This is a genomic window from Streptomyces swartbergensis (assembly GCF_002148965.1).
GTDB classification, from domain to species: Bacteria; Actinomycetota; Actinomycetes; order Streptomycetales; family Streptomycetaceae; genus Streptomyces; species Streptomyces swartbergensis.
On record NZ_NGFN01000223.1, the window covers coordinates 1 to 14,549 of the forward strand.

The 14,549-nt window shown below is 71.8% G+C and carries 12 protein-coding genes; 11 read left to right on the top strand and 1 reads right to left on the bottom strand.

The window, feature by feature from the left end:
• The 4 genes from CA983_RS28880 to CA983_RS28895 all read left to right on the top strand — a co-directional run.
• Positions 1-2,795: glycoside hydrolase family 84 protein (locus tag CA983_RS28880; RefSeq protein ID WP_086603766.1), on the top strand; the 2,795-nt coding region annotated here is incomplete at its 5' end.
• 84 nt (positions 2,796-2,879) lie between these two features.
• Complete coding sequence (locus CA983_RS28885) at positions 2,880-3,413, top strand: PadR family transcriptional regulator (protein ID WP_086603775.1); 534 nt, start codon at positions 2,880-2,882, stop codon at positions 3,411-3,413.
• Positions 3,410-4,096: an ABC transporter ATP-binding protein gene (locus CA983_RS28890; protein ID WP_086603767.1), complete on the top strand. Its 687-nt coding sequence runs from the start codon at positions 3,410-3,412 to the stop codon at positions 4,094-4,096. The genes CA983_RS28885 and CA983_RS28890 overlap by 4 nt, the downstream gene beginning before the upstream one ends.
• The gene (locus tag CA983_RS28895) at positions 4,093-5,448 is read left to right on the top strand and encodes an ABC transporter permease (RefSeq protein WP_086603768.1); all 1,356 of its coding nucleotides are present in this window, start codon (positions 4,093-4,095) and stop codon (positions 5,446-5,448) included. The genes CA983_RS28890 and CA983_RS28895 overlap by 4 nt, the downstream gene beginning before the upstream one ends.
• 128 nt (positions 5,449-5,576) lie before the next feature.
• On the opposite strand, the gene CA983_RS28900 is transcribed toward CA983_RS28895, so the two are convergent.
• Positions 5,577-6,113 carry an HNH endonuclease gene (locus CA983_RS28900; RefSeq protein WP_019760491.1) on the bottom strand — a complete coding sequence of 179 codons (537 nt, stop codon included), beginning with the start codon at positions 6,111-6,113 and terminating at the stop codon, positions 5,577-5,579.
• 312 nt (positions 6,114-6,425) lie between these two features.
• On the opposite strand from CA983_RS28900, the gene CA983_RS28905 reads away from it, so the two are divergent.
• The 7 genes from CA983_RS28905 to CA983_RS28935 form a co-directional block, all read left to right on the top strand.
• On the top strand, positions 6,426-7,529 hold the full coding sequence (locus CA983_RS28905; protein ID WP_086603769.1) for a mechanosensitive ion channel family protein: 1,104 nt from the start codon (positions 6,426-6,428) through the stop codon (positions 7,527-7,529).
• A 253-nt stretch (positions 7,530-7,782) separates the two neighbouring features.
• A complete protein-coding gene (locus tag CA983_RS28910; RefSeq protein ID WP_086603770.1) occupies positions 7,783-8,994 on the top strand; it encodes an ROK family transcriptional regulator in 1,212 nt (403 codons plus the stop codon).
• A 127-nt stretch (positions 8,995-9,121) separates the two neighbouring features.
• The gene (locus CA983_RS28915) at positions 9,122-10,459 is read left to right on the top strand and encodes an ABC transporter substrate-binding protein (RefSeq protein WP_086603771.1); all 1,338 of its coding nucleotides are present in this window, start codon (positions 9,122-9,124) and stop codon (positions 10,457-10,459) included.
• A gap of 30 nt (positions 10,460-10,489) precedes the next feature.
• A complete protein-coding gene (locus CA983_RS28920) occupies positions 10,490-11,434 on the top strand; it encodes a carbohydrate ABC transporter permease (RefSeq protein ID WP_086603776.1) in 945 nt (314 codons plus the stop codon).
• Complete coding sequence (locus CA983_RS28925) at positions 11,431-12,324, top strand: carbohydrate ABC transporter permease (protein ID WP_086603772.1); 894 nt, start codon at positions 11,431-11,433, stop codon at positions 12,322-12,324. Before CA983_RS28920 ends, CA983_RS28925 begins: the two co-directional genes overlap by 4 nt.
• 44 nt (positions 12,325-12,368) lie before the next feature.
• Positions 12,369-13,634, top strand: coding sequence for a 6-phospho-beta-glucosidase (locus CA983_RS28930; protein ID WP_086603773.1), 1,266 nt, complete (start codon positions 12,369-12,371; stop codon positions 13,632-13,634).
• Positions 13,625-14,549 (top strand): N-acetylglucosamine kinase (locus CA983_RS28935; protein ID WP_086603774.1); only part of this gene is annotated, 925 nt, incomplete at its 3' end. The genes CA983_RS28930 and CA983_RS28935, both read left to right, overlap by 10 nt.

Sequence of the window (14,549 nt, forward strand, 5' to 3'; positions counted from 1 at the left end):
GTCCGGACCTCTCCGTCTGGCCGCGCCCCCAGTCCCTGCGCGCGACCGGCGCACCGGTCGCGGTCACGGACGAGGTCGCCCTGATCACCGACACGACGGCCGACCCTCCCCCAAGGTCTCGGCTTCGCTCGAACAGGGGGGACCCCCATGCCGTCGAAACCTTGCGCGACCTGCTGCGGCAGGCCGGGGCCCGCCGCATCACCGACTCGGCCGTGCCCGGGGCGCTGGTCGTGCGGGTGCGGACGGAGCCCGTCCGCCGGGACGACCGCCGCGCCCTCCCCTCCGGGGGATACGAGCTGTCCGTCGGCGGGGGCGGCGTCTTGCTGACCGGAACCGGCGAGGACGGCCTGTTCCACGCGGTCCAGACGCTGCGGCAGCTCCTGCGCGCCGACGGCACGATCGCCGCCGCCGTCGTACGCGACTGGCCCGGCACCGCCGTGCGCGGCATCACCGAGGGCTTCTACGGCACCGCCTGGACGCACCGGCAGCGGCTGGGGCAGCTCGACTTCATGGGGCGCACCAAGCAGAACCGGTATCTGTACGCCCCCGGTGACGACCTCTACCGGCAGGCCCGCTGGCGTGAGCCGTATCCGGCGGGACAGCGGGCCCGGTTCCGGGAGCTGGCCGAGCGGGCGCGCCGCAACCACGTCACGCTCGGCTGGGCGGTGGCTCCGGGCCAGGCGATGTGCTTCGCGTCGGACGACGACGTGCGCGCGCTGACGCGCAAGTTCGACGCCATGTGGGCGCTGGGCTTCCGGGCCTTCCAGCTCCAGTTCCAGGACGTGAGCTACAGCGAGTGGCACTGCGACGCGGACGCCGACCGGTTCGGCTCCGGCCCGCGGGCGGCCGCGCGGGCGCAGGCCCGGGTGGCGAACGCGGTGGCCCGCCACCTGGCGGAACGGCACGCCGGTGCCGCCGGTCTGTCGCTGATGCCGACCGAGTACTACGAGGACGGCACGACCGACTACCGGCGGGCGCTGGCGAGCTCGCTGGACCCGCGTGTCGAGGTGGCGTGGACGGGCGTCGGGGTGGTGCCCCGCACCATCACGGGCGGCGAACTGGCCGACGCCCGGGAGGCGTTCCGGCATCCGCTGGTCACGATGGACAACTACCCGGTCAACGACTACAAGCCCGGCCGTCTCTTCCTCGGCCCCTACCGGGGCCGCGAGCCGGCCGTCGCCACCGGCTCGGCCGCCCTGCTCGCCAACGCGATGCAGCAGCCCGAGGCGTCCCGCATCCCGCTGTTCACCGCCGCCGACTACGCCTGGAATCCGCGCGCCTACCGCCCCGGGGAGTCCTGGCGCGCCGCGATCGCCGACCTGGCGGGCGGGGACCGGCGCCGCGAGGAGGCCCTGGCCGCGCTCGCCGGGAACGACGCGTCGTCGGTCCTCGGCGAGGAGGAGTCGGCGTACCTGCGCCCGCTGACCGAGGCGTACTGGCGGGCCCGTACGGCGGGCGGCGCCGAGGCGAGTGGTCCCGGGACAAACCGCACCGGGACGGACGGCGACGCCGCGCGGCGGCTGCGCGAGGCGTTCACCGTGCTGCGCGAGCTGCCCCGGCGGCTGACGGGCACCGCCCTCGCCCCGGAGGTGGCTCCCTGGTCGGAGCAACTGGCCCGCTACGGCGAGGCGGGCACGACCGCGCTCGACATGCTGGACGAGCAGCGCGCCGGGGATGCGGCGGCGGCCTGGACGGCGTACCGGGAACTCGGCGCGCTGCGGGCCCGGCTGGAGCCGGCGCCGGTCAAGGTCGGCACGGACGTCCTGGACCCCTTCCTGGGGCGGGCGCAGAAGGCGTACACGGCTTGGTCGGGCATCGACCACGAGCCGCCCCCCAGCCCGGGCGACCCGGGCGACGGCCGCACCCTGCGCTTTTCGCACCCCCGGTCCCTGACGGCCGTGACGGTTCTCACCGATCCCGGCACCGAGGGCGACGTCGAGGTTCACGTCCCGGACCGGGGCTGGCGGCGGGCCGGCCGGCTGGCCGCTTCGGGGGCGACCGAGGTGCGGGCCGGGCAGCGGGTGGACGCCGTGCGGGTCACCGGTCCCGCGTCGTCCCGCGTGCGTCACCTGGTCCCGTGGTTCGCGGACTCCCCCGCCACCTCTTTGGAGCTGACACGCGACCGCGTGGACGCCGAGACCGGCAGGACGCGGCGGCTGACGGCCGGGCTGGCCTCGCTGCGCCCCGCCGACGCCCGCGGCAGGCTCACCGTCGAGGCACCCGAGGGCGTACGAGTCCGGGCGCCGAGGTCCGAGCTGGCCGTGCCGCGCGGCACCAAGGTGGAGGTCCCGGTCGAGGTGACCGTGGAGCGCGGTGCGCCGAAACGGTCCTACGACATCCGGCTGGGGTTCGCGGGAGCCACCCGCACGCTCACCGTCCGGGCCTTCCCGCCCACCGGCGGGCCCGACGTGGCCCGCACCGGCACGGCGCGTTCCTCGGGCGACGAGACGCCCGACTTCCCCGCGTCGGCGGCGAACGACGGCGACCCGGACACGCGCTGGTCGTCCCCGGTCGACGACGGCGCCTGGTGGCAGGTCGAGCTGCCTCGCCCGGTGCGGCTCGGGCAGCTCGTGCTGCGCTGGCAGGACGCCCACCCCTCGGCGTACCGCGTCCAGGTCTCGCCCGACGGCCGCCGCTGGCGCACGGCGGCCGCGGTGCGGGACGGCAGGGGCGGCCACGAGAGCGTCCGCATGGACGAGCGCGACGTGCGCTTCGTACGGGTGCAGGGCGAGAAGCGGGCCACGCCGTACGGGTACTCGCTGTGGTCGGTGGAGGCGTACGCCGTCACGGACTGAACCCACCCTCTCGGGCCCGGGTCGGGAAAATGGATCGCCGCCGACTATTCACTCAGTACATGTACTGAGTGCATAATGATCGCCATGAGCACCCGCCACATCCTGCTGGGCCTGCTCGCCACGGGTCCGAGCCACGGCTACGACCTCAAGCGACGCCACGACGAACGGTTCCCGCAGGCCCGACCGCTGGCCTACGGGCAGGTCTACACGACCCTCCAGCGCCTCGTCCGGGACGGTCTCGCCGCGGTCGAGGGCACCGACTCGGACGGCGGCCCGGAGCGGACGACGTACCGTGCCACGGACGAGGGGACGCGTGAACTGTCCCGGTGGGCCGGGGAGATCGCGCCGCCCGCGCCCTTCGTGGCGAACGAGATCTTCGCCAAGGTCGTGGTCGCGATCCTCTCGGGCGGTGACCCGGCCGCGTACCTGAGCGCCCAGCGCGCCGCCCACATGGAGCGGATGCGGGAGCTCACGGCGGTCAAGGCCGCCAAGGGCGCGGACCTCGCGACCGTGCTCTCGGCCGACTACGCCCTCAACCACCTCGACGCCGACCTCCGCTGGATGAGCACCACGGCGGCCCGGCTCACCACCCTGACCGCGGAGGTCGACGCAGCATGAGCAGACCCGTGCCCCTTCTCTCGGCGAGCGGCCTCACCAAAACGCACGGCAGGACACCCGCACTGCGCGGCGCCTCGGTCGACCTGCACGCCGGCGAGATCCTCGCCGTGACCGGCGCGAGCGGCAGCGGGAAGTCGACGCTGCTGCACTGTCTGGCCGGGATCGTCCGGCCCGACGGGGGCTCGGTGTCGTACGACGGCCGGCGGCTGGAGGACCTGCCCGAGAAGCGGCTGAGCGAGCTGCGGCGGACCGAGTTCGGCGTGGTGTTCCAGTTCGGGCAGCTCATCCCCGAGCTGACGGCCCTGGACAACGTCGCCCTGCCGCTGCTGCTGGCCGGCACCGACCGCGCCCGTGCCCGGGTCCGGGCCGGTGAGTGGCTGGAGCGGTTCGGCGTGCGCGGCCAGGAGGACCTGCGGCCGGGCGAGATGAGCGGCGGCCAGGCCCAGCGGACCGCGCTGGCCCGTGCCTTGGTCACCGGCCCGAAGGTGGTCTTCGCGGACGAGCCGACGGGCGCCCTCGACTCGCTCGCCGGCGAGCAGGTCATGACGGCCCTGCTGCACACGGTCCGCGAGTCGGGCACGGCGGTCCTGCTGATCACCCACGACGCGCAGGTGGCGGCGTACGCGGACCGGGAGATCCAGCTGCGGGACGGCGCTGTGGCACCGCTGGGGGTGACCGCGTGAACTCCCTGCGTTCCGATCTGCGCCTCGCCTGGGAGCTCACCCGTGGTTCCGATCGACGCGAGTGGTGGCGGGTCGCGCTGACGGCGACGGGCGCCGCGCTCGCGACCGGGTTCGCGCTGGCCGCCGTCGCCCTGGCCGCGCTGCGGGGCAGCTACAGCGTGCCCGTCGCCGCGGGCCTGCTCGACGAGCCCGGCACGCGGTCCGGTGTGATCGTCGGCCTGCTGCTCCTGCTCGTGCCCGTGCTGGGGTTCCTCGGCCAGTGCGCCCGGATCGGCGCCGTGCACCGCGACCGGCGGCTGGCCGGGCTGCGGCTGGCCGGGGCGACGCCCTGGCAGGTGCGGCGGATCGCCGCGCTGGAGACCGGGCTGGCCTGTCTGCTGGGCTCGGCGGCCGCCACCGCCTTGTCGGTACTGGTCCTGCTGCGCGAGTGGGACCGGCCGACCGCCCTGGCCTGGGTCGGGATCGCCCTGGTCGCCGTCGCCGTACCGGTGCTGGGCGCGGTGGCGGGCGCACTGGCGCTGCGCCGGGTCGTGGCCTCCCCGCTCGGCTGGGTGCGCCGGGTCAGGCCGCACGACGGACGAGGACCCGGACTGCTGTTCCTGGCCGGGGTCCTGCTCGTCGCGGTGCTGGCGCTGGTGACCGTGGCCACCACGTCCACGGCCGCCTCCAACCGGCCGAACGGCGGGCCGCCGCTGATGATGATGGGCGTGGTCCTCGTGGTCGGCGCGGGCGCGGTATGGCTCTCCGGGGCCACCGCGAAGGCGACCGGGCGGATCCTCGCGCCCCGGGCCCGGTCGGCGGCGACGCTGATCGCGGCGGAACGGCTGCGCGACGACCCCTGGTCAGCCGCCCGCACGCATGCGGCGGTGCTGCTGGTGACGCTCGTCGGGACCGGCTTCATGAGCATCCGGCAGGTGCTGAGCGATGTGGTGCACAGCAAGCGATACCTCGCCGAGAACGCGTCCTACTACACCACCGGCCTCGACCTCACCGGCGCCGCCGTCGCCGTCGCCTTCGCGATCACGCTGTCCGGCCTCGCCGTCGGCACCGCCGAGTCCCTGGCCACCCGCCGCCGGGGCCTGGCCGCGCAGGCCGCCGCCGGGGTGCCGCACCCGGTGCTCGGCCGGGCCCTGCTGCTGGAGACCGCGCTGCCGCTCGCCCCCGCCGTACTGCTCTCGGGCCTGGGCGGGACGACCATCGGCGCCTGGTACGCGCTGCTCAACGACCGGCCGGTGCCCTGGGCGATCGCCCTGGTACCCGTCGCCGCCTACGCCGCCTGCCTGCTGGCCGCGGCCACCTCGCTGCCCCTGCTGCGCCGCTCGGTACGCCCGGGGGAGCTGCGGTACGCGTAAGCGTCCTCCGCAGGGCGGGCCGGCCCGGGGGAACGGGGGTTCACCGGGCCGGTCGGCCGGCCGCACACGGCATCCGGCCGCACGCGCCATGACGAACGTCACGCGGCAATACGAAAGCCCGGATCCTCTCAGGCGGAAATGCCGTCGATCCGGGCCAAGGCGTCGTCCGCGCCGTACGGCTGCAAGTACGGCAGCCAGCGCGGGTCCCGATGGCCGGTCCCGATGATGCGCCAGGCCAGGCCGGTGGGCGGGGCGGGTTTGTGGCGCAGCCGCCAGCCGATCTCGAAGAGGTGCCGGTCGGCCTTCACGTGGTTGCAGCGGCGGCAGGACGCCACCACGTTGTCCCAGACGTGCTTGCCCCCGCGGCTGCGCGGGATGACGTGGTCGACGCTGGTTGCGACGCCACCGCAGTACATGCACCGGCCCCCGTCACGGGCGAACAGCGCCCGGCGGGTCAGAGGAACGGGCCCCCGATAGGGAACCCGGACGAATCGCTTGAGCCGGACCACGCTGGGTGCGGGGACTGTGACGGTCGCGCTGTGCAGATAGGCGCCGGACTCCTCGAGGCATACGGCCTTGTTCTCGAGGACGAGGACGAGCGCGCGGCGGAGCGGTACGACACCTAGCGGCTCGTACGACGCGTTGAGGACCAGGACGTGCGGCACGGATGCCTCCTTGGACGCCGGCGGCGCGTGGCTCGCGCCGGGACGATTCGTAGCCAGTCTCCCCTCATGCCTGGTGAAAGCGCCACCATGTCCCCGTAACGGGCTGGGAGTGTTTTCGACCACATCAGATTCATCCCCCGGATCATGGCCTGTTCAAGCCCAGGTGAGCATGGTCTCTCCTTCACACATCCTGCGGAAGCACACACAATGCCCCGTTAGTGTGGTGGTTCTGCCCCCGCGGTGACCCAGTCGTGACCTCGACCCCCTGAACCACCGCACCGGGGCGGACCGCTGTACTTGGAGGTACCTGCCGTGTCCCTGTCCGCTGTCCTGCTCGCCGCCGGCCCGTCGCCGTCGCCGATCCCCTCGGATACGGAGACCCCGAGAGTGCCCTCGCTCCAGGACGCCCAGGAGAGCGCGACGAACGCCGCCGGCTGGGTCGAGCAGAACTGGTCGACGTGGCTCGCGATCGGCCTGCGGGTCCTGCTCATCGTGGTGATAGCGGCAGTGCTGAGGGTCGTCGTCCGGCGTGCGATCACCAAGCTGATAGACCGCATGAACCGGACCGGCCAGTCCGTGGACGGCTCCGGGCTCGGCGGGCTGCTGGTCAACGTCGAGCGCCGTCGCCAGCGCTCCCAGGCGATCGGCTCGGTGCTGCGCTCGGTGGCGTCGTTCCTGATCATGGGCACGGCCGCGCTGATGGTCCTGGGCACCTTCCAGATCAACCTGGCCCCGCTGCTGGCCTCGGCCGGTGTCGCCGGTGTCGCGATCGGCTTCGGCGCCCGCAACCTGGTCACGGACTTCCTCTCGGGTGTCTTCATGATCCTGGAGGACCAGTACGGCGTCGGTGACACGATCGACGCGGGCGTCGCCTCCGGCGAGGTGATCGAGGTGGGCCTGCGCGTGACCAAGCTGCGCGGCGACGGCGGCGAGATCTGGTACGTCCGCAACGGCGAGGTCAAGCGCATCGGCAACCTGTCCCAGGGCTGGGCGACGGCCAACGTCGACGTCACGGTCCACTCCGGCGAGGACCTGGACAAGGTCAAGGCCACCCTGGACGAGGTCGCCGAGAAGATGGGTGCCGAGGAGCCCTGGAACGAGCTGCTGTGGGGCCCGATCGAGGTGCTCGGCCTGGACAGCGTCCTGCTGGACTCCATGGTCGTGCGCGTCTCGGCGAAGACCATGCCCGGCAAGTCCCTGACCGTGGAGCGCGAGCTGCGCTGGCGCATCAAGCGGGCCTTCGACGCGGCGGACATCCGCATCGTCGGCGGGGCCACGGCCACGGCCGAGGAGACGCCCGCCGACCCGACGGCGGGGATGGCGCCCCCGTCGGTGTACGCGAACTCGGCGTCCCCGCAGTCGGCGGCGGCGTCCCCGCTCACGCCCGTCGCACCGCCGACGAGCACCACGAAGTAGCCGACCCGCGGCACGAAGAGGCCCGTACGGAGAGGGGCGGCACCCGGACTTCCGGGTGCCGCCCTTTTCGCATGCCCGGGTAACGACTGCGTTGCCTGACCCGTCCCCTCTTGACGCCCGCGCGGCGCCGGGCTTACCTTCCTCCCCACCGATAGGAAACTTTCCTAACAATGGTCCGGCGCAGGTCGGCCGGATGGACTTCCCCGCCGGATCACTGAGAAGCTGAGCAGCCGAAGGGCAGGTGTGGACACGCATGGCAGGAACCGCCGGCACGCCGGGCACCCCGCGCGTCCTGCGCGCCATGAACGACCGGGCCGCCCTGGACCTGCTGCTGGAGCACGGACAGCTGTCCCGCACTCGGATCGGCAAGCTCACCGGCCTGTCCAAGCCGACCGCCTCCCAGCTGCTGGCCCGCCTGGAGGCCGCGGGCCTCGTCCTGGCGACCGGCACCACCGAAGGCCGGCCGGGCCCGAACGCCCAGCTCTACGAGGTCAACCCGGCGGCCGGCTACGCCGCCGGACTCGACGTCACCCCCCAGCGGATCCTCGCCGCGGTCGCCGACATCACCGGCCGTACCGTCGGCCGCCATGAACTGCCCACCCCCGGCAGGCGCACCGGCGCCCCCGTCGTCCAGCAGGTCACCGACGCCCTGGACGGCGCGGTGAAGGCGGCGGGCCTCGCCCGGGACGACATCCACCGGCTCGTCATCGGCACCCCCGGCGCCTTCGACCCCACCACCGGTCGCCTGCGCTACGCCTCCCACCTCCCCGGCTGGCACTCCCCCACCCTCCTGGACGAGCTCGCCGCCGCCCTGCCGATGCCGTTCGAGTACGAGAACGACGTCAACCTGGTCGCCCTCGCCGAACAGCGGCTGGGCGCGGCCCGGGACCACACGGACTTCGTGCTGCTGTGGAACCAGGAGGGCCTGGGCGCCGCCCTGGTCCTGGGCGGCCGGCTGCACCGCGGCTGGACCGGCGGCGCCGGCGAGGTCGGCTTCCTGCCGGTGCCGGGCACACCCCTGGTCCGCCAGGTCACCAAGGCCAACAGCGGCGGCTACCAGGAGCTGGCCGGTTCCCAGGCGGTGCCGAGGCTGGCCCGTGAACTGGGCATCGAGGACATCCCGGCGGGCCCGTACGCCGAGGTGGCCGCGGCCCTGGTCGAGCGGGCCGCCACGCGGGACGACGATCTCCACCGGGAGCTGCTGCGGTCGTACGCGACCCGGCTGGCCACCGGTCTGGCCTCCCTCGTCTCGGTCCTCGACCCCGAGCTCGTCGTCCTGAGCGGCGCGTCCCTCACCTCGGGCGGCGAGACGCTGCGCGCCCTCGTCCAGGCCGAGCTGGAGGAACTGGCCGCGGCACGCCCACGCCTGGTCGTGGGCGACGTCCGTGAACACCCCGTGCTGCGCGGCGCACTGGAGAGCGCGCTCGCGACCACACGCGACGAGGTCTTCGACACCTCGCGCTGACGCCACCCCCCGGTATTTCCACTCCCGGTAGTTCCACTCCCGGTAGTTCCACTCCCGGTAGTTCCACTCCCGGTATTTCCACCCTCCGGTTCTTCCCTTCTTCCCCCGTGCCCCAGGGAGCTCTGCCATGCCCGGAATACCCAGAAAAGCGGCCATCGCGCTTGCCGCCTCCGCCTCCATCGCCCTCCTCGCGACCGCCTGCACCGGTCAGGCGGACGCCGGCGCGAGCGACGACGCCTCCAAGGAGACGACCCTCAACTTCTGGCACGCCTGGAGCGCGCCCGCCGAGGTGAAGGCCGTCAAAGACCTGGTCGCCGGATTCGAGAAGACGCACCCCGGCATCCACGTCAACGTCGTCGGCAACATGACCGACGACAAGATCAACCAGGCCCTGCGCACCGGCGGCGGCAAGGCCCCGGACGTGATCTCGTCCTTCACCACGAACAGCGTCGGCAAGTTCTGCTCCTCCGGCGCCCTGGTGGACCTCGACCCCTTCTTCGAGAAGTCGGGGATCGACCCGGAGAAGACCTTCCCGAAGGCGATGAACGAGTACACGCAGTTCGAAGGAAACCGCTGTGCGGTCCCCCTCCTCGGCGACGCGTACGGCCTCTACTACAACAAGACGGCCTTCGAGAAGGCGGGCATCACCAGCCCGCCGAAGACCTGGTCCGAGTTCGAGAAGGTCGCCAAGAAGCTGACGATCCCCCAGGGCAACACCTACAAGCAGCTCGGCTTCATGCCGAACTACCACGGCTGGGAGACCACCACCGAGCACTACCTCGGGCAGTTCTCCCCCACGTACTTCGACCAGGACGGCAAGTCGAACGTCGGTAAGGACCCGGCCTTCGAGAAGGCGTTCACGATGCAGAAGAAGCTGGTCGACGCGCTCGGCGGCTACCGCAAGCTGGAGACCTACCGCTCCGGGCTCGGCGACGAGTGGGGCCCCAAGCACCCCTTCCACACCGGCCAGGTCGCCATGCAGCTCGACGGCGAGTGGCGCCTGGGCATGGCCCTGGACACCAAGCCGGAGTTCGAGATCGGCGTGGCCCCGCTGCCCGTCCCCGACGACCAGGCCGACCAGTACGGCAAGGGCTACATCACCGGCACCATCGCCGGTGTCGCGGCGACCAGCACCAAGCAGAATGCGGCCTGGGAGCTGGTGAAGTACATGACCACCGACACGGACGCGGTGGTGAACTTCTCCAACGCCATCCACAACGTGCCGTCGACGCTCGCGGCCCCGAAGTCCCCGAACCTGAAGTACGACCCGCGCTTCAAGACGTTCCTGGAGATCGCCGCCGACCCGAACTCGACCACCGCCCCCGCCTCCGTCAACGGCGGCGTCTACCTCACCACGATCCAGGAGTTCGGCTACGACTACGAGAGCGGCAAGGCCACCGACCTCAAGGCCGGCCTGAAGAAGACGGCCGAGCAGATCGACACGGACATCGCGCAGGCGAAGTAGGCCATGAAAACCGTGAGCACCGTGAGTACCGTGAGCACTTACACCCTGCGCGCGAAACACCGCCGATCGACCCTGCGCACCCTCGCGTTCCTCTCCCCCTGGCTGATCGGCTTCTCGGTCTTCTTCACCTACCCGCTGATCTCCACCGTCTACTTCTCCTTCATGCAGTACGACGGCTTCAAGCCGCCCTCATGGACCGGCACGAAGAACTGGTCGTACGTCTTCGAGCACTACCCGCTCTTCTGGCCCGCCCTGCGCAACACGCTGTGGCTGGTCGTCATCATGGTCACGCTCCGGGTCGCCTTCGGTCTGGGCGTGGGCCTGCTGATCACCAAGATCAAGACGGCTACGGGTGTCTTCCGCACCCTCTTCTACCTGCCGTACCTGGCCCCGCCCGTGGCGGCCACCATGGCCTTCGCGTTCCTCCTCAACCCCGGCACGGGCCCGGTCAACTCGATCCTGGAGAAGACCGGGCTCCCCGCCCCCGGCTGGTTCAACGACCCCACGTGGTCGAAGCCGGCCCTCACCCTCCTGGCCCTCTGGGGCATCGGCGACCTGATGGTCATCTTCATGGCCGCCCTGCTGGACGTACCGAAGGAGCAGTACGAGGCGGCCGAACTGGACGGCGCCACACCCTGGCAGCGCTTCCGGTACGTCACGCTCCCGAACATCTCCCCGATCGTCATGTTCGCGGTCGTCACCGGCGTGATCCAGACGATGCAGTACTACACACAGCCGCTGATCGCCGGAAAGGTCGCCTCGGGCGTGATCCAGGGCGCGGGCACCCAGTTCGAGCCGGGCTACCCGGACAAGTCCACGCTCACGCTCCCCCAACTCGTCTACAACCTGGGCTTCCAGCGCTTCGACTACGGCTCCGCCTGCGTGGTCGCCCTGGTCCTCTTCACCCTCTCCATGGCCTTCACCGCACTTCTGATGCGCCGCAAGGGCGGTCTGATCCAGGCAGGTGACCGATGACCCAACTACTGGACAAGCCAGTGGCGTTGAAGCCCCCGACCTCTCCCGCGGAACGCACCGCCCACCGCAGGGCGTTCCTGGAATGGATCGCGGTCCACTCCCTGGGCATCGCGGTCGCCCTCTTCTTCACCCTCCCCTTCCTCTTCGTCCTCCTCACCTCGCTCATGAGCGACAGCCAGGCGCTCAGCCGCGACCTGATCCCGCACACCTGGGAATGGGACAACTACCGAAGAGTCCTCGACACCCCCGGCTTCCTCACCTGGTGGCGGAACACCCTGTTCTACGCGGTCCTGGGCACGGCGCTCACGGTGATCTCCTCGATCCCGGTGGCCTACGCCCTCGCGAAGTTCCGCTTCCGGGGCCGCAACCTCGCTCTGATGCTGGTCATCTCGATGATGATGCTGCCGCCGCAGGTGATCATCATCCCGATGTACCTGTTCTGGGCGAAGCAGCTCGACCTGTCCGGCACGCTCTGGCCGCTGATCATCCCCATGGCGTTCGGCGACGCGTTCTCGATCTTCCTGCTGCGCCAGTTCCTCACCACGATCCCCGACGAATACCTGGACGCGGCCAAGGTGGACGGCTGCGGCGACCTGCGCACCCTCCTGAAGGTCGTACTCCCGATGGCGAAACCGGGCATAGCCGCAGTAGCCCTCTTCCAGTTCTTCTACGCGTGGAACGACTACTTCGGCCCTCAGATCTACGCCTCGGAGAACCCGGGCGCCTGGACCCTCTCCTACGGCCTGGAGTCGTTCAAGGGCGCCCACCACACCGACTGGAACCTCACCATGGCCGCCACCGTGCTGGTGATGGCACCCGTGATCCTCGTGTTCTTCTTCGCCCAGAAGGCGTTTGTAGAGGGAGTCACGCTCACCGGCGTAAAGGGCTAGCTCACCGGCGTAACGGGTCAGACGCAAGCAAAGGGTTGGACGCAATGAAACTCACCGTGGTCGGCGGAGGCTCGACCTACACCCCCGAACTCGTGGACGGCTTCGCCCGCTTGCGGGACACCCTGCCCGTCGGGGAACTGGTCCTGATGGACCCGGCGCAGGACCGCCTGGACCTGGTGGGCGGCCTCGCCCGCCGCATCTTCGCCCGCCAGGGCCACCCCGGCCGCATCACCACCACGACCGACCTCGACCGTGCGGTCGACGGCGCGGACGCGGTCCTCCTCCAGCTCCGCGTGGGCGGCCAGGCGGCCCGGGAACAGGACGAGACCTGGCCCCTGGAGTGCGGCTGCGTGGGCCAGGAGACGACCGGCGCCGGCGGTCTGGCGAAGGCCCTGCGCACGGTCCCGGTGGTCCTGGACATCGCGGACCGGGTACGCCGCAACAACCCCCACGCCTGGATCATCGACTTCACGAACCCGGTCGGCATCGTGACCCGCGCCCTGCTCCAGGCCGGCCACAAGGCGGTGGGCCTGTGCAACGTGGCGATCGGCCTCCAGCGCAAGTTCGCGGCCCTGCTGGGCGTCGAGCCCTGGGAAGTCCACCTCGACCACATCGGCCTCAACCACCTCACCTGGGAGACGGGAGCACGCCTGGGCGGCCCGGAAGGCGAGGACGTCCTCCCCAAGCTGCTGGCCGAGCACGGCGACAGGATCGCGGCTGACCTGCGCCTCCCCCGCCCCCTCTTCGACCGCCTGGGCGTGGTCCCGTCGTACTACCTGCGCTACTACTACGCGCACGACGAGGTCGTACGGGAACTCGGGACGAAGCCGTCCCGCGCGGCCGAAGTGGCGGCCATGGAACGGCAACTGCTGACCATGTACGCCGACCCGGCCCTGGACGAGAAGCCGGCGCTGCTCGCCAAACGGGGCGGCGCGTACTACTCGGAGGCGGCGGTGGACCTGGCGGCGGCCCTGCTGGGCGGCGGCGGAACGCCGTACCAGGTGGTGAACACGTACAACCGGGGCACTCTCCCGTTCCTCCCCGACGACGCGGTGATCGAGGTGCAGGCGGCGGTGGGCGCGAAGGGAGCGTCCCCGCTCCCGGTCCCGTCCGTGGACCCCCTCTTCGCGGGCCTGATGGCGAACGTGACGACGTACGAGGACCTGGCCCTTCAGGCGGCTCTGCACGGCGGCCGGACCCGCGTCTTCCGGGCCCTCCTCTCCCACCCCCTCATCGGCCAGTACGAGTACGCCGAGGCGCTCACCGACCGACTGATCGCACACAACCGGGAGCACCTCGCGTGGGCCTGACCGCACATGTCCTCGCCATCGACGCCGGCAACAGCAAGACGGACGTCGCGATCGTGACGGCGGACGGAGAGGTCCTGTCCACGGCCCGCGGGGGCGGCTTCCGCCCGCCCGCGGTAGGCCTGGACACGGCGATGACCACCCTCACCCACACGGTCACCCAGGCCCTGTCCACCGCCGGGCTCACCACCGTCGACCACGTCTCGGCGTGCCTCGCCAACGCCGACTTCCCCGTCGAGGAGGACCGGTTGGCGGCCGCGCTGCGAGCGCGCGGCTGGGGCACGACGGTGACGGTCCGGAACGACACCTTCGCCATCCTCCGGGCCGGTGTTACGGAACCCCGGGGTGTCGCGGTCGTCTGCGGCGCCGGCATCAACTGCGTCGGCATGCGCCCCGACGGCCGCACGGCCCGCTTCCCGGCCCTGGGCCGGGTCTCGGGCGACTGGGGCGGTGGCTGGGGCCTGTCGGAGGAGGCCCTGTGGCACGCGGCACGCTCGGAGGACGGCCGCGGACGCGCCACGGCCCTGGCCCACACCCTCCCCGCCCACTTCGGCCTGTCCTCCATGTACGCCCTCATCGAGGCGCTGCACCTGGGCGGCATAGAACAATCCCGTCGCCACGAGCTGACCCCGGTCCTCTTCGCGACGGCGGCGCACGGCGACACGGTCGCCCGCGCGATCGTGGAACGCCAGGCGGACGAGGTGGTCGCGATGGCCGTGGTGGCCCTGACCCGCCTGGAACTGCTGGACGAGCCGACACCCGTCCTCCTGGGCGGCGGGGTGCTGGCCGCCCAGCACCCGCAGCTCAACGGCATGATCACCGGCCTGCTGACCGACAGAGCACCCAAGGCGGCCCCTCAGGTGGTCACGGCCAGTCCTGTCCTGGGGGCGGCGCTGCTGGGACTGGACAGGGTGGGAG

Coding starts and splice junctions, on each gene's coding strand:
- CA983_RS28885 (WP_086603775.1), top strand. CDS start 2,880: ATGAGCACCCGCCACATCCTGCTGGGCCTGCTCGCCACGGGTCCGAGC.
- CA983_RS28890 (WP_086603767.1), top strand. CDS start 3,410: ATGAGCAGACCCGTGCCCCTTCTCTCGGCGAGCGGCCTCACCAAAACG.
- CA983_RS28910 (WP_086603770.1), top strand. CDS start 7,783: ATGGCAGGAACCGCCGGCACGCCGGGCACCCCGCGCGTCCTGCGCGCC.
- CA983_RS28915 (WP_086603771.1), top strand. CDS start 9,122: ATGCCCGGAATACCCAGAAAAGCGGCCATCGCGCTTGCCGCCTCCGCC.
- CA983_RS28925 (WP_086603772.1), top strand. CDS start 11,431: ATGACCCAACTACTGGACAAGCCAGTGGCGTTGAAGCCCCCGACCTCT.
- CA983_RS28930 (WP_086603773.1), top strand. CDS start 12,369: ATGAAACTCACCGTGGTCGGCGGAGGCTCGACCTACACCCCCGAACTC.